The 18,677-nt window shown below is 66.1% G+C and carries 20 protein-coding genes and 1 pseudogene; 7 read left to right on the top strand and 14 right to left on the bottom strand.

The annotated features are described in order from the left end of the window. Window positions 1-3: 3 nt before the first annotated feature. From K3M67_RS15745 to aspS, 4 genes are all read right to left on the bottom strand, one after another. On the bottom strand, window positions 4-189 hold the full coding sequence (locus K3M67_RS15745) for a hypothetical protein (RefSeq protein WP_066864683.1): 186 nt from the start codon (window positions 187-189) through the stop codon (window positions 4-6). 71 nt (window positions 190-260) lie between these two features. After that, on the bottom strand, window positions 261-1,589 hold the full coding sequence (locus K3M67_RS15740; protein WP_084439269.1) for a methyl-accepting chemotaxis protein: 1,329 nt from the start codon (window positions 1,587-1,589) through the stop codon (window positions 261-263). A gap of 78 nt (window positions 1,590-1,667) precedes the next feature. Then, a complete protein-coding gene (locus K3M67_RS15735) occupies window positions 1,668-2,459 on the bottom strand; it encodes a polyphosphate kinase 2 family protein (RefSeq protein WP_066865292.1) in 792 nt (263 codons plus the stop codon). 58 nt (window positions 2,460-2,517) lie between these two features. Then, window positions 2,518-4,302: an aspartate--tRNA ligase gene (aspS, locus tag K3M67_RS15730; RefSeq protein WP_285831934.1), complete on the bottom strand. Its 1,785-nt coding sequence runs from the start codon at window positions 4,300-4,302 to the stop codon at window positions 2,518-2,520. Between the two features lie 128 nt (window positions 4,303-4,430). Between aspS and rnd the strand changes: the two genes are divergently transcribed. Genes rnd through K3M67_RS15715 form a run of 3 tightly spaced genes read left to right on the top strand, consistent with a single transcriptional unit; the run spans window position 4,431 to window position 6,353 of the window. After that, window positions 4,431-5,597 (top strand): ribonuclease D, encoded by a 1,167-nt coding sequence (gene rnd, locus K3M67_RS15725; protein WP_066864688.1) that lies wholly within the window; start codon window positions 4,431-4,433, stop codon window positions 5,595-5,597. An 11-nt stretch (window positions 5,598-5,608) separates the two neighbouring features. Then, window positions 5,609-5,920 carry an I78 family peptidase inhibitor gene (locus K3M67_RS15720; protein WP_285831933.1) on the top strand — a complete coding sequence of 104 codons (312 nt, stop codon included), beginning with the start codon at window positions 5,609-5,611 and terminating at the stop codon, window positions 5,918-5,920. Between the two features lie 43 nt (window positions 5,921-5,963). Continuing rightward, entirely contained in the window at window positions 5,964-6,353 is a 390-nt protein-coding gene (locus tag K3M67_RS15715; RefSeq protein WP_066864694.1) for a DUF4440 domain-containing protein, read from the top strand. 9 nt (window positions 6,354-6,362) lie between these two features. On the opposite strand, the gene K3M67_RS15710 is transcribed toward K3M67_RS15715, so the two are convergent. Further along, entirely contained in the window at window positions 6,363-7,064 is a 702-nt protein-coding gene (locus tag K3M67_RS15710; protein ID WP_066864697.1) for a hypothetical protein, read from the bottom strand. 150 nt (window positions 7,065-7,214) lie between these two features. Continuing rightward, a complete protein-coding gene (locus K3M67_RS15705; protein ID WP_066865296.1) occupies window positions 7,215-7,601 on the bottom strand; it encodes a PH domain-containing protein in 387 nt (128 codons plus the stop codon). A 130-nt stretch (window positions 7,602-7,731) separates the two neighbouring features. Between K3M67_RS15705 and K3M67_RS15700 the strand changes: the two genes are divergently transcribed. Genes K3M67_RS15700 through K3M67_RS15690 form a run of 3 tightly spaced genes read left to right on the top strand, consistent with a single transcriptional unit; the run spans window position 7,732 to window position 9,894 of the window. Beyond that, window positions 7,732-8,280 carry a nuclease gene (locus tag K3M67_RS15700; protein ID WP_066864700.1) on the top strand — a complete coding sequence of 183 codons (549 nt, stop codon included), beginning with the start codon at window positions 7,732-7,734 and terminating at the stop codon, window positions 8,278-8,280. Beyond that, window positions 8,268-8,567: a hypothetical protein gene (locus K3M67_RS15695; RefSeq protein WP_285831932.1), complete on the top strand. Its 300-nt coding sequence runs from the start codon at window positions 8,268-8,270 to the stop codon at window positions 8,565-8,567. The genes K3M67_RS15700 and K3M67_RS15695 overlap by 13 nt, the downstream gene beginning before the upstream one ends. A 40-nt stretch (window positions 8,568-8,607) precedes the next feature. Then, entirely contained in the window at window positions 8,608-9,894 is a 1,287-nt protein-coding gene (locus K3M67_RS15690) for a spinster family MFS transporter (RefSeq protein WP_066864705.1), read from the top strand. A gap of 71 nt (window positions 9,895-9,965) precedes the next feature. On the opposite strand, the gene K3M67_RS15685 is transcribed toward K3M67_RS15690, so the two are convergent. Beyond that, window positions 9,966-11,543 carry a peptide chain release factor 3 gene (locus K3M67_RS15685; protein ID WP_066864708.1) on the bottom strand — a complete coding sequence of 526 codons (1,578 nt, stop codon included), beginning with the start codon at window positions 11,541-11,543 and terminating at the stop codon, window positions 9,966-9,968. Between the two features lie 44 nt (window positions 11,544-11,587). Beyond that, on the bottom strand, window positions 11,588-12,484 hold the full coding sequence (locus K3M67_RS15680; protein WP_285831931.1) for an aldose 1-epimerase family protein: 897 nt from the start codon (window positions 12,482-12,484) through the stop codon (window positions 11,588-11,590). Between the two features lie 124 nt (window positions 12,485-12,608). On the opposite strand from K3M67_RS15680, the gene K3M67_RS15675 reads away from it, so the two are divergent. Beyond that, on the top strand, window positions 12,609-13,160 hold the full coding sequence (locus K3M67_RS15675; RefSeq protein ID WP_232313894.1) for a hypothetical protein: 552 nt from the start codon (window positions 12,609-12,611) through the stop codon (window positions 13,158-13,160). A gap of 88 nt (window positions 13,161-13,248) precedes the next feature. Here K3M67_RS15675 and pheT read toward each other — a convergent pair whose 3' ends face one another. The 6 genes and pseudogenes from pheT to rpmI all read right to left on the bottom strand — a co-directional run bounded on the left by pheT (window position 13,249) and on the right by rpmI (window position 18,604). After that, window positions 13,249-15,666, bottom strand: coding sequence for a phenylalanine--tRNA ligase subunit beta (pheT, locus tag K3M67_RS15670; protein WP_285831930.1), 2,418 nt, complete (start codon window positions 15,664-15,666; stop codon window positions 13,249-13,251). Then, window positions 15,663-16,754 (bottom strand): phenylalanine--tRNA ligase subunit alpha, encoded by a 1,092-nt coding sequence (gene pheS / locus K3M67_RS15665; protein ID WP_066864720.1) that lies wholly within the window; start codon window positions 16,752-16,754, stop codon window positions 15,663-15,665. Before pheS ends, pheT begins: the two co-directional genes overlap by 4 nt. Before the next feature lie 61 nt (window positions 16,755-16,815). After that, window positions 16,816-17,141, bottom strand: a pseudogene (locus K3M67_RS15660) (GIY-YIG nuclease family protein). 55 nt (window positions 17,142-17,196) lie between these two features. Continuing rightward, window positions 17,197-17,814 carry a LysE family translocator gene (locus K3M67_RS15655; protein WP_066864723.1) on the bottom strand — a complete coding sequence of 206 codons (618 nt, stop codon included), beginning with the start codon at window positions 17,812-17,814 and terminating at the stop codon, window positions 17,197-17,199. Window positions 17,815-18,024: 210 nt separating this feature from the next. Further along, window positions 18,025-18,387: a 50S ribosomal protein L20 gene (gene rplT / locus K3M67_RS15650; RefSeq protein ID WP_066864726.1), complete on the bottom strand. Its 363-nt coding sequence runs from the start codon at window positions 18,385-18,387 to the stop codon at window positions 18,025-18,027. 13 nt (window positions 18,388-18,400) lie between these two features. Then, entirely contained in the window at window positions 18,401-18,604 is a 204-nt protein-coding gene (gene rpmI, locus K3M67_RS15645; protein ID WP_009823219.1) for a 50S ribosomal protein L35, read from the bottom strand. Window positions 18,605-18,677 lie beyond the last annotated feature (73 nt).

The raw sequence follows: 18,677 nt of genomic DNA, 5'->3' as shown, positions 1-18,677 counted from the left end.
GCTCTATTCGTGCGGCCGCAATGCGCTGTTGAGGCTTTCGAGCACGGCGCCGATCGGTTCGGTCACGGTGACGCTGCGCCCTTCGCTGAAACGGATGCGGGTGCCGTCACTCACCTGGGAGACGAAAGTGACCTGCGCGGGGTTGACCGCGGTCTGGGTGCGATCGGTGCCGACGAACATCACGAGCATGGCGTCCTCTCCTTTTTATGGACGGACAGCCTAGCCGGATTTGCGCCACGCGCCAGCGCTGTTTTTACGGGTCATGCCGCCCGCATCGCCGCGATGAAGCCGGCAGCACGCGCCTCCAGCCGATGGGCTTCCTCCGCCAGCCGCCCCGCCACCGCGCGCATCGTCCGGGCACCCAACGCGCTGGCCGACGCATTGTCGCTGATCTGGCCGGCGCCGGCGCGGATATGGTCGCTCGATATGTCGGCCTCGGTCACGCTTTCGGCAATGGCATGGCTGAAGGCGGCCTGGCGCGCGACCGCATCGAACACGGCCGTCGACAGCCGATCGGCGCGCGTCATGGTGGCGTCCATATGCGCCTGTCCCGCCGCGACCTCCCCAATGGTGACGCGGATATGATCGATCCGCCCGGCGATTTCGGCCGCCGCACCGCGCGTCTGCGTCGCGAGCGACTGCACCTCGCGCGCGACCACGGCGAATCCCTGCCCCGCCGCCCCCGCGCGCGCCGCCTCGATACTCGCATTGAGCGCCAACATGCTGGTCGCCCGCGCGATCGTGTCGATCAGGGCGACCACTTCGCCGATGTCATCGGCTTCCTGCGCCAGCGCGGCGCTCTGGGTCGCACCGGATCGGCTGCGCGCCGCCGCCTCGCGAATGGCCGCGCCTGCATCGCTCGCTTCCGCCTCCATGGCGGCGAACACATGGCCCAGTTCGATACCACCCGCCGCAATGCCGGCCAGCCGGTCCGCCGTCTGTGCCGCCGCCACAGCCATCGCGGCGGCATCCGCCCCGTCGACTGCCGCACGTTCGGTCGCAGCCTGCGCCAACGTGGCCAACTGGTCTGCCATGGCCACCAGATCGGCGATCAGATTTCCAACGTCGAGGCGGAAGCTCGCGCTCTCCTGCGTGATCTGTTCCACCCGCGCGGCCCGCGCCAGGGCGACGCGTGCGTCACGCTCGGCAGTCAGGCGCAGCAGTAGCGGTCCGCCCAGCACCCCCGCAAACTGGCCCCGGTCAGTGACGATCAGCCCCTCGCAGCCCTCGCCCTGCGCCGCATAGACGTCAACCAGCGACTCCACGTCGGTCATCCGCTCGACGCAGGCGCAAGGACGGACATGCTCGTTCAGGCGCCCGCCGAAACTGGGGTTGCGCAGCAACGCATGGCCGAAGGGATTGAAGAGGATACGGCGCATGTCGCGCTCATATATGGCGCCCACGGGCCTTCCGCTCCCGTCGATCACCGGCAGCAGGCGCAGCCCGGCGTCGCGCTGGAAACAGTCCACCGCCTCGCTCAGCGGCCGACCCAGCCCGATCACCGGACCGGTCCCGTCGAGATGCAGGTCGGCAGCGTCCCGCACAGCGGGCACGGGCGTCTGGGGAAAGGGAAGCACGGCAGCGATCATGCCGCCGGAATAGGCCGCAATTGGTAAATGTGGAGTTAGGTGAAAATGACGCTTATGTTACAAACACCTGATTCCAAGCTATTTTTTGTCCGAACCGCGGTATCCGAACGCCTCCCGCGCGAGCTTGATGACCGCCGGGTCGGCCTTGGGGAAGTCCATCGGCACCAACCGCTCCAGCCGGTCTGCGACATAGGTCAGCGCCGCGATGCGCCCCGCCTTGCGATGATTATTGTCGATGACATGCCAGGGAGCGTTCTTGCTGTCGGTCTTGCGGAACATGGCGTGCATCGCATCGAGATAGTCGGCGTGCCGCGATCGGTTGCGATAATCTTCCACGCCGGTCTTCCACCGTTTCCACGGAGTGTCGAGCCGCTGCGCGAGCTGTTCGTCCTGCGTTTCCTGCGTGATATGGACGAAAAGCTTGACGAAATTGGTGCCCGCATCGGACAATTGCCGTTCAAACGCGTTGATTTCCTCATAGCCGCGCTTCCATTCCGCCTTGGAACAATAGCCCTCGACCCGCTCGACCAGCACGCGGCCGTACCAGCTGCGGTCGAAGATCGCGATGTTGCGGCTGGCGGGCAGGCGTGTCCAGAAGCGCCAGAGGAAATGATGGTCGCGCTCTTCCTCGGTCGGCGCAGCGATTGGATGGACCTGATAATAGCGGGGATCCCAGTCGGCGGTCATCCGCTTGATGATGCCGCCCTTGCCCGCCGCGTCCCAGCCCTCCAGCAGGATGATGCTGCGCCGGTGATGCAGGATATGGGCGACCTGGATCTTGGCGAGACGCTGCTGAAGCGCCGCCAGGTCAGCCTCATAATCGCCCTGATATTTCGCGCCCTGTTCGTAATCGGCGAGGTCGATGGTCATCAGCGCGTCTCCTTTTCCGCCATGCTGGATCAAGTCCGGCATGGCGGAAAGGAAAAACTCACGCCTTGGCCTGCGGCTCCACCACGCGGATGTGGAGTTCGCGCAACTGCCTGAACTCGGCCGGGCTGGGCGCGCCCATCAGCAGGTCCTCGGCGCGCTGGTTCATCGGGAACAGGGTAATCTCGCGGAGATTCTGCGCGCCGCAGAGCAGCATCACGATCCGGTCGACGCCCGCGGCCATGCCGCCATGCGGCGGGGCACCGTACTGGAAGGCGCGATAGAGGCCGCCGAAACGTTCCTCCACATCCTGCTGGCTGAGGCCCACCTTCTCGAACGCCTTGACCATGAGTTCGGGCGACTGGTTGCGGATCGAACCCGACGCGATCTCATAGCCATTGCAGACCATGTCATATTGGAAAGCGTTGATCGTCAGCGGGTCCTGATTGTTCAGCGCGTCCAGCCCGCCCTGCGGCATGGAGAAGGGGTTGTGTGCGAAGTCGATCGACTTGGTGTCTTCGTCATATTCGTAGAAGGGGAAATCGACGATCCAGCAGAGTTCGAACCGGTCCTTGTCGATCAGGTCGAGCTGTTCGCCCACGCGGATGCGGGCAAGACCAGCAAGCTTGGCCGCCTGCGATTCCTTGCCCGCCGCGAAGAACACGCCGTCATTGGGGCCAAGGCCGAGCGCAGCGATCAGCTTCGCGGTGGCTTCTTCGCCATGATTCTTGGCGATCGGGCCGCCGGGCACGCCATCCTTGATGTTGATATAGCCAAGGCCCGAATAGCCCTCGCCGCGCGCCCAGACATTCATGTCGTCGAAGAATTTGCGGCTGCCTGCGCCGGCGCCCGGCGCCGGGATCGCGCGAATCACGCTGCCGCTTTCGACCAGCGAGGCGAAAATGCCGAAGCCCGACCCGACGAAATGGTCGGTCACGTCCTGGATGATGATCGGGTTGCGCAGGTCCGGCTTGTCGCTGCCATATTTCAGAATCGCTTCGGCGTGCGGAATGCGCGGGAAGCTGCCTGCCGGGGTCACATGCTTGCCCTCGGCGAACGCCTCGAACACCTGCGCGATCACCGGCTCCATCGTGTTCCAGACATCTTCCTGGGTGACGAAGCTCATTTCCAGGTCGAGCTGGTAGAATTCGCCGGGCAAGCGGTCGGCACGCGGGTCTTCGTCGCGGAAGCAGGGCGCGATCTGGAAATAGCGGTCGAAACCGGCGACCATCAGCAACTGCTTATACTGCTGCGGCGCCTGCGGCAGGGCATAGAATTTGCCGGCATGGATGCGGCTGGGCACCAGGAAGTCGCGCGCGCCCTCCGGGCTGGACGCGGTCAGGATCGGCGTCGAATATTCCGTGAAGCCGGCCCCTTCCATGCGGCGGCGCATGTCGGAGATGATCTTCGTGCGCTTCACGATGTTCGCGTGCAACGTCTCGCGCCGCAGATCGAGAAAGCGGTAACGCAGGCGGATATCCTCGGGATAGTCCTGCTCACCCGCGACCGGCAGCGGCAATTCCGCCGCGGTCGACAAAATGGTCACGCGGTCGGCGACGATCTCGATCTCGCCGGTCGGCATACGGGGATTGATGGCTTCGGCCGCACGCGCAACCACCTTGCCCTCGATCGTCACCACGGATTCGAGACGCAGGCTCTCCAGGGCCATCAAGGGATCGCTGTCGGCCTTCGCCACAACCTGGGTGATGCCATAATGATCGCGCAGGTCCACGAACAGCACACCGCCATGGTCGCGCTTGCGGTGCACCCAGCCCGACACGCGGACCTCGTTGCCGACATCGGCCGTGGTCAGGGCGCCGCAGGTATGGGTGCGATAGGCGTGCATGGCGTTTTGATCTTTCAGCTTCGTTTTACGGAAATGACAAACTGTTGCAGCCCCGCTATGGCCGGTCCTGTCAAAGCATTGACGAGCCCGCAGGGAGCGGGCCAGCCCATAATAAGATCGAAGACCATATGCAAATTCATCCGCTGATTACCGACAGCAAGACCCTTGCCGATTTCTGCGCCCGTATCGCGAACTCCCCCTATGTCGCCGTCGACACCGAATTCATGCGGGAAAACAGCTATTGGCCGGACCTCTGCCTGGTGCAGGTGGCCGACGCCCATGAAGCGGCCGCGATCGATCCCAAGGCGCCAGGCCTCGACATGAAGCCGCTGCTCGACCTGCTGGTCGACAATGAAGAGGTGCTCAAGGTCTTCCATGCCGGCGGACAGGACATAGAAATCGTCCACAACCTGACCGGCAAGACGCCGCATCCCATGTTCGATACCCAGATCGCCGCCATGGCGCTGGGTCTGGGCGAGCAGATCGGCTATGGCAATCTGGTCGAGGCCTGGCTGGGCGTGCAGCTCGACAAGGGCGCGCGCTTCACCGACTGGGCGCGCCGCCCGCTCGACAAGCGGCAGATCGACTATGCGATCGGCGACGTCACCTACCTGATCCAGATTTTCCCCAAGATGCTGGACGAGTTGCGCAAGACCGGGCGCGGCGACTGGCTCGACCAGGAAATGGAACGGATCAGCGACCCCAGCAATTACGAGAATGACCCGGCCGACGCCTGGAAGCGCGTCCGCATCGCCAGCCGCAAGGCCGATGTGCTGGGCCGCCTGAAGGCGCTGGCCGCCTGGCGCGAGATTGAGGCGCAGGACAAGAATCTGCCGCGCGGCCGCATCGTCAAGGACGAGACGCTGGCCGACATCGCCAGCCATCCGCCCCGCAGCCAGGAGGATCTGGGCAAGGTGCGCGGCCTTTCCGCCACCTGGCGCACCAACGACATCGGCGCGCGCCTCATGAGCGCGCTCGCGGCGCACAAGCCGCTGGGCAAGGAGGAAATGCCCGAGCGCGATCCCAAGCGGCCTGGGCTGGGCAAGGACGGCGCGCTGGTCGCGGACCTGCTCAAGCTGCTGCTCAAGATCCGCTCGCGCGACATCGACGTAGCCGCGCGGCTGATCGCGCGGAGCGACGATATCGACGCGCTGGCGGCGGGCGTGCGCGACGGGCTGTCGATCCTGGAAGGCTGGCGCTATGAACAGTTCGGCCGTGACGCGGTCGACCTGGTCGAAGGCCGCCTCGCCTTCGCGGTCAAGGGCGGCCGGCTCAAGATGACGCGCACCGAATAGGGAGAAGGACCATGCGGAAGGCGGCTTTTGGCATGATGGCGGCAACCCTCGCCCTTCCCCTCACGGCCTGCGCCGGGGCGAGCGGACAAGGTCCGGCGACGCCCCCCGCGACGGCCGAAGGGCCCTGTCATCATGATGGCCTGGACCGCTTCGCCGGGCAGAAGGCGAGCGCGGACCTCGGCGCGCAGCTGCTCAAGGCGTCCGGCGCGAAGACACTGCGCTGGGGCGGCCCCGGTACGGCGATGACCATGGACTTCCGCCCGGATCGCCTGACTGTCAGCTATGACGAGGCGATGATCATCACATCCGCGCGCTGCGGGTAAACTCGCGACGTCCCCGTAGCGACCGCTTCCGAAAATGAGCAGCATGACCGCGACCGCAGACCTCGCCATCCGCATGGCGCGCGCCACCTTCAACCGCGCGCTGGCCGATGCCGACCTCAAGGCTATCGAACCGCTGCTGGCGCGCGACGCGATCCTCGTCACCGGGTCGGACAGTGCGGTGATTACGGGGCGCAAGGCGCAGCTGCTGGCGTGGAAGCGCGAATTCGCTTCGGCCGACCGGCTGGTCTATTGCCGCACGCCCGACCGCATCATCGTGTCGCCAGTGGAGCCGGTCGCAATGGAGCAGGGCCAGTGGCAGGGCATCGCCGCCGACAGCGGACGGATGCTCGCATCCGGCACCTATGCCGCCAAATGGCGAGAAACCGCCGGCTCCTGGCTGCTCGAAGCGGAAATCTTCGTAACCCTGGCCTGACTGGTGGCCTTATAGTTCCAGGCCGATCAGCGTCCCGCTGCCGATCCGATCGACATAGCGCTTGCCGTCAATCTCCAGCCAGTCGGGCGTGACCTCCAGCCGGCGCCCCCGGATCGTCGTGCGCAGATGTTCCACCGCGATCCTGTTGCGCGCCACGATGCGCAGCACGCACAGGCCATCGCCCCGCGTCGCCATCATCGAATAGCGATCGCCGCGCAGCAGGAAATGCCAGCTGCCATTGGCCGGCTTCCACTCATTGCCGTCGATGATCTGTTCCGCCTCGCCATCCGCCGCGCCCAGCCGGACGCTGATCCGCGTTGCGCCATTGGTGCGCCGGGGCGGCGCGAACATCAGGATCGGTTCGCCATCCAGCGTGATGGGAATCGGCGTATCGCGCAACAGCCGTGCCCCGCCCACGATCAGTTGCGGCAACTCGGCGGAAAAAGGCAATCGGTCCCGCGCGAAATGACGCTGGCGCACCACCGGGTTGGCGTGGAAGCTGTGCACCTGGGTCGCGGTCAGCCGCCCCTCCTCGACCAGGCCATGGCAGGTGGGGCAAAGCAGGGTCGCGCCCGGTCCGTCCGGCAGGCCCAGATAGCGGTAGATGGTGACGCCGCAGCGCACGCAGGCAAAGCCGCACGCCTGGCGGATGTCCGCGCGCTGCTCGGCCGTCAGGTCCGACAAGGACGGCATCACTCGCAAACCCACCATGGCGACACCCCTTTAGCAGCGCCGTCCACACCTTTGCGGACGGTCGTTCCTGACATGGCGTCCTCTTGCGAGCGGAGTTCTGACGACCCCCTTTTGGCATCCCTATCGTTGAAATAAATGCGCCCAAGTCAAGGGGCTGCATGAAATCTTCTATCTTTGCGGCAGCAGATCCACGTTGCGCGCCGCCGCTATCGCCCGGATGCGGTCGGGCCGGGGCATGTTCTTGATCGCGATTTCGGCCACGTCGCCGGCGCTGAACAACTCGACATGGCCGACGCCGAACAGGCGCTGACCCAGGCTCTGGGTGATCCGCACCGACCGGATGCTCGACAATGCGACCTCTGTCCGCTGCTTGGACAGCAGGCCGCGCTCCATCAGAACCTCCCGATCGGACAGGGCCAGCCGCTCACCCTTGTGCATCACCCACCATATCCCGATCGCCAGGATGCCGACGACGGACAGCAGCAGCAGAATGAATAGCAGCGGATGCGCCCGGAACATCGCGGGATGTTCGTCATACAACCAGGTATCGCTCACGCCGCCTCCCTTGATCCAGCCAGCCGACTTGACCATGGCGCGCCCTGCCCGTCAAGGCGCGGGCGCCGAAGTTGGTTAACCGAAATTTTCCTTGATCGGGGATAGAGCGATGACTTCCCTGGAGCGAAACATGGCACGCAGTCTCTATGAAATGGGCGACCGGCGCCCGGCCGAACCCGGCAACTGGCTCAACGAACGGCGGGAAAGGCGCACCCGCGTCCTGCCGATCGGGCTTCTATGCCTCGTGCTGGTGATTGCCATGCTGGCGGCGGCGTTCATCGGGCAGGCATTGCCATCCGCCGAGGAAACGGCCCGCCGGGCCGGCACTGCCAGCATCTCGGATCGATTCGCGCTCTGTGATGATCTGCGCGGCGACGCGTGCGTACTGGCCGCGGATGCCTATGCCTGGCGCGGGCATCGCTATCATCTCTCCGACATCAGCGTCCCCGCCCGGACGAACGCCCGATGCCCGCTGGAAGCCCGGCGCGCAGAGCAGGGCCGCATAGCGCTCGCGGCGATGATGAACGGCGGCGCCTTCGACGCACGCCCCGACCCTGCCGATGCCGATCCCTCCGCGCGCATCCTGACCCGCGACGGCGTGTCGCTGGGCGAACTGATGATCCTGAAGGGTCATGCCCGGCCCTGGTCGGCGCGGCCCATCGACTGGTGCGCGGCCTGACGCGCTCCATGCCGCCGGATCGAGACGCACCGCCTTGTGCCGATCCGGCGCTCGACAAGGGCGTCGGCGATGGCCGCCACTTTCTCGGCCGGCCGACTGCTATCCCAGACACCGTAGCGCAGCCCCAGAAAGACGTTCATGTCTTCCTTTCGTCACAGCCCGTGACCTGGGCGATCATCAACGACAGCGCCTGGTTCCCCGCCCCGTTGCCGGGCAAGGAAGGCAGGCGGACCGCCTTCGACGGCAATCCGCCGCAGCTATGCCTGACGGGCATGGTCGCGTTCTGATCCTGAAGCCTGTCGATTGAAGTTGGTCTAGGAAGCAGGCATGACCGATCGACTCCCCCCTTCCCCCGCCTATCGTGGTCCAGTCTATTCAAGCGTCGTGCTGGCGATGCTGCTGCTGGTCTACACGTTCAACTTCCTCGACCGGCAGATACTGGGCATCCTGGCCGGGCCGATCAAGGCGGAGCTGGAGTTGAACGACACGCAACTCGGGGCGCTGGGCGGGATCGCCTTCGCCCTGCTCTATTCGACGCTGGCGATCCCGCTGGCGCTGCTGGCCGACCGGACCAGCCGCACCTGGGTCATCACCGTCAGCCTCGCCGTCTGGAGCGGCTTCACCGCGCTGTGCGGGGTGGCGGGCAGCTTCACGCAGATGTTCCTGTTCCGCATCGGCGTGGGCGTGGGCGAGGCGGGCGGCGTCGCCCCGTCCTATGCCGTTATCTCCGACTATTTCCCCCAGCATCAGCGCGCCCGCGCTTTGTCCATCTATTCGCTCGGCATCCCGCTGGGGTCCGCCGGGGGCGCGCTGCTGGGCGGCTATATCGCGCAGACCGTGGAATGGCGCACGGCCTTCATCGCGGTCGGACTGCTCGGCATCCTGATCGCGCCGATCTTCCGCCTCGTGGTGCGCGAGCCGGCGCGGCCCGCCCAGGCGGGCGATGCCGTGCCGGTCAGCGCGGTGTTCGGCATCCTCGCCGCCAAGCGCAGCTTCTGGATGCTGGCGCTGGGGGCGGCGTGCAGTTCGATGTGCGGCTATGGCGTCGCCTTCTGGCTGCCCAGCCTGCTGATGCGCAGCTTCGGCCTGGACCTGATCGGCGCGGGCCAGTTTCTGGGCGCGCTACTGCTGATCGGCGGGGTGGCGGGCGTGCTGCTGGGCGGATGGCTGGGCGACCGGCTGGGCGGCAGGGACAAGGCCTATTATGCCTGGGTGCCGGCGGTCAGCTATGTCGTGGGGATGCCGCTGTTCGTGGCGGGCGTACTGTCGGGCAGCGTGACCGTCGCCTTCGCCCTGTTCCTGATCCCGCAGGCGCTGGTCTATGTATGGCTCGGCCCGGTGCTGACGGCTGTCCAGCATCTGGTGCCCGCCCATATGCGCGCCAGCGCGGCGGCCTGCTTCCTGCTGATCAACAATCTGGTCGGGCTGGGGCTGGGAAGCTGGGCGGTCGGCAACCTGTCCGACGCGCTGACGCCCGCCTATGGGCAGGAAGCGCTGCGCTACGCGATCGTCGCGGCGCTGGGCTTCTACCTGCTCGCGGGCCTGTTCATGGCGCTGGCGGGCCGGGCGCTGCGGCGCGACTGGGTGCAAGCCGACAGCGAAATAGACAGCTGAACGAGATTGCGCCATTCATGACTGGACGGAAGCAATGCCGCCCAGTCATGCTCGTGAAGCACGAATAGGGTTTATCGTTCGCGGGTCGCGCTGAACTTCACCTTGGGATGGCGTTCCTGCTGGTAGCCGATGTCCCAGGCACTGCGGGCCATGAATACGAGATTGCCGTCGCGGTCGCGGGCCATGTTGGCGCCATTATAGGACGCCAGTTCCTTGACCGCCGCCTCGTCCCCGCTGATCCAGCGGGCGGTGTCGAAGGGCGAAGGTTCGAGGCCCGCCGCCACCTTATATTCGGCTTCGAGGCGCGAGATCAGCACTTCGAGCTGGAGCTGGCCGACGACGCCGACGATCCAGTTGCTGCCGATTTCGGGGTAGAAGACCTGGATTACGCCCTCTTCGCTGAGGTCGTCCAGCGCCTTGCGCAGCTGCTTGGTCTTGGTCGGGTCTTTCAAGGCCACGCGGCGCAGGATTTCGGGCGCGAAATTTGGCAGGCCGGTGAAGCGCAGGCCGGGCTTTTCCGACAGGGTGTCACCCACGCGCAGCGCGCCATGGTTGGGGATGCCGATGATGTCGCCGGGAAAAGCCTCGTCCGCCAGTTCGCGGTCCTGCGCGAAGAAGAGGATCGGCGAATGGACGGCGAGCGGCTTGCCGCTTCCGCTGGGGGTCAGCTTCATGCCGCGGCGGAACTTGCCCGAAACGAGCCGCATGAAGGCGATGCGGTCGCGGTGCATCGGGTCCATATTGGCCTGCACCTTGAAGATGAAGCCGGTGACTTCGCTCTGTTCCGGTTCGACGGCGGCAGGTTCGGCAGGCTGCGACCGGGGCGGCGGCGCATGGGCCGACAGCGCGTCGATCAGTTCGGTGACACCGAACAGCTTGAGCGCCGACCCGAAATAGACCGGGGTCAGGTCGCCATGGCGGTAGCGGCCAAGGTCGAATTCGGCATAGCCCCCCTGCGCCAGCTCCGCCTCCTCGCGCAGCTTTTCCAGTCCCCGTTCCGAGAGGACATCGGCCAGCTTCGGATCGTCGAGGCCGGTGAAGACCTGCTCCTTGCCCTCAAACTCGCGCGAAGGGCCGGTCGGCTGGCGCAAGCGGTTAGTGGCGAAATCGTAGATGCCCTCGAAATCGGTGCCCATGCCGACGGGCCAGCTCATCGGGCAGACATCGAGCTGGAGCTGGTCGGCGACTTCATCGAGCAGGCCGAAAATCTCGCGGCCCTCGCGGTCGACCTTGTTGACGAAGGTGATGATGGGGACGTTGCGCAGGCGGCAGACCTCGAACAATTTGCGGGTCTGCGGCTCGATGCCCTTGGCTGCGTCGATGACCATGACGGCAGAGTCGACCGCAGTCAGGGTGCGATAGGTATCTTCCGAGAAATCCTCGTGGCCCGGCGTGTCGAGCAGGTTGAAGGTGATCGTCTCGCCATCGCGGGTCCGCTCGAACGTCATGACCGAAGAGGTGACGGAGATGCCGCGCTGCTGCTCGATCTTCATCCAGTCGGAGCGGGCACGGCGATTGGCGCCGCGCGCCTTCACCTCGCCCGCAAGGTGGATCGCGCCGCCTTCCAGCAGCAGCTTTTCGGTCAGCGTGGTCTTGCCGGCGTCCGGGTGGGAAATGATCGCGAAGGTGCGGCGGGATGGGATGGTCATGGCGCGCCCATATAGGGATTTTTGCGCCCAAAGCGAGTCGCGCGTTAGACGCCCGCCCCATCCCCCACCAGCGTCACGTCCATGCGGAAGCTGCGGGAGTCGCCGGGCAGCAGCGCCATGATGCCCGGCTTGTCCCAGACATCCCCGTCGAAGCCCACGAGGTCGGCCATGCCGGCCCAGGGTTCGACACACAGATAATGGGCGCCGGGCTTTTGCCACAGGCCGAGCCAGGGGGTGTCGGGGAAGTCGATCCGCAGGTGCGGGTGGCCGGGCGCACCCCAGGTCAGCGAGCGGCTGGCGAGATCATCCCAGATCAGCGCGTCGCCCTCGAACATCGCATGAGTGGGGACGAGCGTGTCGCCCTCGACCGGGGAGGGCACGGAGTCGCGGGCGATGAGGCCGGGTTCGTCGCCGACCTTGCGGATCGGGGCGGGTTCGGGCCGTTCGAAGGTAATGCGATGATCGGCCGCCGCGCCGCCATAGGGGAGCGGCCAGGCGAAGGCGGGATGATAGCCGAAGGAAAAGGGCATGTCCGCCTCCCCCCGGTTGCTGACGGTGGCTGTCATCCGCAAGGTCGCGCCCTCAACAGCAAAGCCCATGTCGAGCCGGAAGTCGAACGGATAGATGGCGCGCGAATCGCTGTCCGCCTCCAGCCGGAACAGCGCCCTGCCCGCGTCGCGATCGACCAGCGCGAAATCGCGGCGGCGGGCGAAGCCATGCTGCGGCATCGGATATTCGCGCCCGTCGAGCCGGTAGGCATCGCCGCGCGACCGGCCGACGAAGGGGAAGAGCAGGGGCGCATGGCCGGTCCACCATCGGGGATCGGCATCGGTCATCAGATCGCGACCCTGCGCGTCCCGAAGCGACCAGAGTTCGGCGCCCAGCGGGTCTATCTCGGCGGAGAGAATTTCCGATGCGATGGCGATGCGGGTGTCGGACAAGCGGGCCTCCTGCGGGGTGCGTCCTTCGCATAACGTCCTGATCGGCAGGTGTCTCCTCCCCCTGATCGTTTCGGCGGGGGAACCGATCCTCCCTGCCACAGGTTTGGGCGGTCGGAGGACCATAATGCACCGAACCATGATCGCCATCACCCTGTCGCTGCTGCTGTCGGGCACCGCCCTGGCGCAGGAACAGGACAAGCCCCGTGACGAAACCCTGGACAAGGCGGGCAAGATCGCCACCCAACCCGCGCGCGACATCGGGATCGACAAGGACGAGATACCGCCGGTGCTGCTCAAGGCGGTGGACAACCCCTATGCCGCGCCGGCCAGCCGGACCTGCAAGGGGCTGAATGGCGCCCTGGGCGAACTCAACGCCGTTCTGGGCGAGGATTTCACGATCGGGCGGCAGGCCAACGAGAATCGCACCGGCAAGATCGCCGAGGCGGTCGGCAAGACCATCGTCAATTCGCTGATCCCCTTCCGCGGGCTGGTGCGCGAGATCAGCGGCGCGGCCCCGGCCGAGCGCCGGTTGCAGGCGGCGGTGACGGCGGGCATCGCGCGGCGCGGCTATCTGCGCGGGCTGGCGAGCGCGAAGGGGTGCAAGATCGCGCCGATCACGCCGCCGCCCGTGGCGAAGGAGGCGAAGAAGGACGAGAAGGACGGCGAGAAGAAATAGCCGACCTAGTTGGCTTCGCGCCTGTCGGGGAGGCGGCCAGCGCGCCTATCCGCCTCCCGACGTCGCTCGACGCGAACGGGGCTTGGGCCTAGCCCCGCAGCGACGCGCCCAGCTTCTGCGCGGCCTTGACCACGGCGGCGCTGATCGCCTCCAGCTCTTCCTGGGAAAAGCTCTTCTCGCCCGGTTGCAGCGTCACTTCGATGGCGAGCGACTTGTGTCCCTCCTCCACGCCCGGCCCGACAAAAAGGTCGAACAGGCGAGCGTCGATGATGCTCTTCCTGTCCGCGCCCCGGACCGCGCGGACCAGCGCATCGGCCTCGACGGTTTCGGGTACGAGGAAAGCGAAGTCGCGCTTCACCGCCTGAAGCGCGGGCGGCGCATAGGGCGCGCGCATGAAGCCCGTCTTGCGCTTGCCCGGAATGGCGTCGAGGAAGATTTCGCCCGCGACGATGGCCCCCGCAAGGCCGAACTGCTTTGCCAGCGACGGGTGGAGCACGCCATATTCGGCGAGCACGACCTTCGGACCCAGCCGCAGCGTGCCCGACTGGCCGGGGTGATAGGCGGCGGACGCGTCACCGAAGCTCTGGAGGTTGGCGACCGGCGCGCCGGCGGCGGCGAGCAGCGCGATCACTTCAGCCTTCGCATCGAAGGCGTCGAAGGCTTGCGCCTTGCCGCTCTGCCAGTTGCGGGCCGTTTTCTCGCCCGCCAGCACGAAGCCGACGGTCGCCCGCTCGCCCTGCCTGAAATAGCGCCGGCCCAACTCGAACAGGCGGACCGACGTGGCGCTGCGATCGATATTGCGCCTGGTCGCCGACAGCAGGCCGGGCAGCAGCGAGGGGCGCATGACCTTGAGGTCTTCGGAGATGGGGTTCGCCAGCATCCAGTCGCCCCCGCCCACAGCGGCGGCTTCCTTTTCGGAGATGAAGGACCAGTTGATCGCTTCGGCAAGGCCGCGGGCGGCAGCGGTGCGGCGCACCCTGCGCTCGACCAGCTGTTCGGGCGTGGCGGTCGGCCGGGCGACGCCCGGCACGCGCGGCAACGGGGTGGAGGGCACATGGTCGAGGCCCACGATCCGCACCACTTCTTCCACGATGTCGGGCCAGCCGTCGACGTCGCGGCGCCAGCTCGGCACGGCGATGACCCAGTCGGCAGCGACGCTCACCGGCACGCCATCCTGATAGTCCACGCCGCCGTCGCTGCCAGTGACGGTGAAGCCCAGGCTTTCCAGGATGCGGCGCTGCTCGGCCGCGGGGACGTCCACGCCGGCGAGCGCGAGGCACTGGCCCGGATCATAGCTGACGATCCTGGCCGCGACCGGCGGCGCGCCCGCTCGGGTCGCTTCGCTGGGCGTGCCGCCGCACAGGGCCACGACGAGGCTGGTCGCGATCGACAGGCCATCGTCGAGGAAGGCAGGATCGACGCCGCGCTCGAACCGGCCGCGCGCGTCGGACGTGAGGCCCAGCTTCTGGCCCGTCACGGCGATCCGTTCCGGCGTGAAATAGGCGCATTCGATCAGCACGTCGGTCGTGGCGTCCTGCGCGCCCGAATGTTCGCCGCCCATGATGCCGCCGATATCGTGGACAGCCTCATCGTCGGCGATGACGGTCATGCCGTCATCGACCGTGTAGCTCTTGCCGTTGAGCGCCAGCACCTGCTCGCCGGGCCTGCCCTTGCGCGCGACGAGGCCGCCCTTGAGGGTCGCCATGTCATAGACGTGGAGCGGGCGGCCGAGGTCGATCATGATATAGTTGGTGATGTCGACCAGCGCACTGATCGGCTTCTGCCCGATCGCCTTGAGCCGCTTGCTCATCCATTCGGGGGACTGGCCGTTGGTCACCCCGCGCACGGTGCGGGCGAAGAAGGCGGGGCAGCCATCCTCGTCATCCGTCCGCACATCGGGGCCGGGGCCGACACCCGCGACGGTCGGGACGATGATGGCATTCAATGTGCCAAGGCCCGCCGCCGCCAGATCGCGCGCGATGCCGCGCACGCCCATGCAGTCCTGCCGGTTCGGCGTGATGGCGACGTCGATCACCGGATCGTCGAGGCCCGCCCAGCTGGCGTAGACCTGCCCCACCGGGGCGTCGCCCGGCAGTTCGATGATGCCGTCATGATCGTCCCCCAGTTCCAGCTCGCGCGTGGAACACATCATGCCGTTGGATTCGACGCCCCGGATCGCGGTCTTTTTCAGGACCATGCCATTGGCCGGGACCACCGCGCCCTCGACCCCGAACACGCCGATCAGGCCCGCGCGCGCGTTGGGCGCGCCGCACACGACCTGGAGCGGCGTGCCGTCGCCATGGTCGACGGTCAGAACCTGCAACTTGTCGGCCTGCGGGTGGCGTTCGGCGGTCAGCACCCTGGCGATCTTGAAGGCGCCCAGCTTCTCCGCAGGATTCTCGACGCCCTCGACCTCCAGGCCGATCGCGTTCAGCGTCTTGAGGATGGTGGGCAGGTCCGCATCGGTGGCGAGATGCGTCTTGAGCCAGCTCAGGGTGAACTTCATGCGCCCACTCCTCCGCTCAGCGTGGGTACGTCGAGGCCTGAGAAGCCATAATGTTTGAGCCAGCGCAGGTCGCCGTCGAAGAAAGCGCGCAAGTCGTTCATCCCATATTTGAGCATGGCGAGGCGATCGACCCCGGTGCCGAAGGCGAAGCCCTGCCATTCGTCGGGGTCAAGGCCGCACGCCTCGATCACGCGGCGGTTGACCATGCCGCTGCCCAGCACTTCCAGCCAGCCGCCACCGAGCGCGTCGCCGTCGCCGCCGATCACGCGCTGGCCATTGGTCAGGGTGTAGCCGACATCGACCTCGACCGAGGGTTCGGTGAACGGGAAATAGCTCGGGCGCAGGCGCAGGACGATGTCCTCGCGCTCGAAGAACGCCTTGAGGAAGGTTTCCAGCGTCCATTTGAGATGGCCGAGCGTGATGCCCTTGTCGATCACCAGCCCTTCGATCTGGTGGAACATCGGCGTGTGGGTCGCGTCGGAGTCGCTGCGATAGACGCGGCCGGGCGCGATGATGCGGATCGGCGGCTCCTGCGTCATCATGGTGCGGATCTGCACCGGCGAAGTATGGGTGCGCAGCAGCATCTTCTTCTGCCCCTCTTCATCGGGGAAATAGAAGGTGTCGTGCATGGCGCGCGCCGGGTGCGTCTCGGGGATGTTGAGCGCGGTGAAATTGTGCCAGTCGTCCTCGATCTCCGGCCCGGTGGCGACCGCAAAGCCCAGGTCCGCGAAGATTTCCGCCAGTTCGTCCATGACCTGGCTGACCGGGTGGACCGATCCCTGCGGGCCGATGTCCGCGGGCAGCGTCATGTCGATCCGTTCCGACGCGAGCCGGGCGTCGAGCGCGGCCTGCTCCAGCGCGGCCTTCCGCTCCGCCAGCGCGGCGGTGACAGACTCGCGCAAATCCTGGATCGGCGGGCCTTTCTCCAGCCGCTCCTCCGGCGACATGGGGCCGAGCGTCTTCAAAAGGCCGGTCACGACCCCGTTCTTGCCCAGCGCCCCCACGCGCAGCCCCTCCAGCCCGTCGAGCGTGTCGGCGGCGGCGATGTCGGCGATCAGGCCGGCTTTCAATGCGCTAATTTCGGTCATAGCCCTGTCATTCCCGCGAAGGCGGGAATCCATCTCCCGGCCTGTCCCAATATCATGGCGCTCAATCGACACGCCGGCTTTCCAATGGCTCGAACCCCAGATCGATGGCGAGATCACGCCAATCGGGATTGGCCCGCTCGATCAGGTTGATCGTCCATTCCTGTTCCACGTCTTGATCTGCTTCTCGCGGCGGACTGCCTCTTCCATCGATCCGCCGCTTTCGAACCAGACCAGACGATGCACGCCGTAGTCTTTCGTGAAGCCATCGATCAAGTCTGAACGATGTTCATGGAGACGCTTTAGCAGATTTGACGTGATACCACCGTAAAGTGTGCCATTCCGATGACTGGCGATGATGTAGACGGTTGGATCAAAGTCTCTTTGCATAGGCTTGGTCCGGAGATGGATTCCCGCCTTCGCGGGAATGACGGACGCTTGTGGCTTAAGCCCGCGCGCCCAGCAAAGCGCCGCCGAAGCCTATGAAGAGCAGGCCGGTGCCGCGGTTGAACAGGCGCTGCCGGTTGGCAGGCGCCAGCCAGCGGGCGAGGCGCAGGCCGCCCAGCGCATAGACGCACTGCCAGCCGAACTCGATGGCCACGAAGCTGACGATCAGGATCGCCAACTGGAGCCAGAAGGGGCGGTTGAGGTCGATGAACTGGGGGAAGAGCGCGGCGGCGAAGATGATGAGCTTGGGATTGGACAGGCCCGTCAACAGGCCCGTGCCATAGAGGGCGCGGGCCGAGCGGATGCTCGTCGCCTGCGCGCCGCCGCCACCCACGGGGGCGCGCCACGCCTTGATCCCCAGCCAGACGAGATAGGCGACACCGGCATAGCGCAGCACATCGAACAGGCGCGGCGACGCCTTGAGCAACGCGCCCAAGCCCAGCGCGGAGGCGATCAGGCACAGCAGCACCGCGCTCATCAGGCCGGCCATGGTCGCCAGCGCCTTGCGCGGGCCATGAGCGATGCTCTGCGTCATCACATGCAGCATGTTCGGTCCCGGCGTGGCCGAGATCAGGAAAACCGCCGTAATGTACAACCACCAGAGATGAAGCGACATGGGATGGCCCTCCAGTCGCAGGCTCGCAATGCAACTCCGTTCACCCTGAGCCTGTCGAAGGGCTGCTCTTCTCTTCAAGAGAGTGCGGGGCTTTCCTGACAAGGCAAATGACTTGTCAGAACAGCCCGAACGGGATTGGCCGGAAAAACAGAAAGGGCGCCGAAGGCATCTGCCCCGGCGCCCTTTTTGACGATCTTGCGATCAGTCTGCTCAGGCTGCGGGCAGCGCAGCCTTCGCCTGGGCGATGATGGCGCTGAACGCCTCGCCTTCGTGCATCGCAATGTCGGCCAGAACCTTGCGGTCCAGCTCCACGCCGGCCAGCTTCAGGCCGTGCATGAACTGCGAATAGGTCAGGCCTTCGGCGCGGACACCCGCGTTGATGCGCTGGATCCAGAGGCCACGGAAGGTGCGCTTCTTGACCTTGCGGTCGCGATAAGCGTACTGGCCGGCCTTTTCGACGGCCTGGCGGGCGATACGGATCGTATTCTTGCGACGGCCATAATAGCCCTTCGCCTGTTGCAGAATCCGCTTATGCTTCGCCTTCGTGGTTACACCACGCTTGACACGTGCCATGGGTCAGGCCTCCTTACTTAAGGCCGTACGGCGCCCAGAGGCGCACGTGACCGGCATCCGAATCCGACAGCACGCTGGTGCCGCGGTTCTGGCGAATATATTTGGCGTTGTGGCTGATCAGGCGGTGACGCTTGCCAGCGACGCCGTGCTTGACCTTACCGGTGGCGGTGAACTTGAAGCGCTTCTTCACACCGCTCTTGGTCTTCATCTTGGGCATTTTCGTCTCCTTTTGCAGCGCGACGATTACAGACAGCCACGGCAGCCCTAGTTAGCCGGGCGGTCTCACTGAA

The organism is Sphingobium sp. V4, assembly GCF_029590555.1.
In the GTDB taxonomy this organism is placed as follows: Bacteria; Pseudomonadota; Alphaproteobacteria; order Sphingomonadales; family Sphingomonadaceae; genus Sphingobium.
This window is presented reverse-complemented; position numbering and strand designations above follow the sequence as displayed.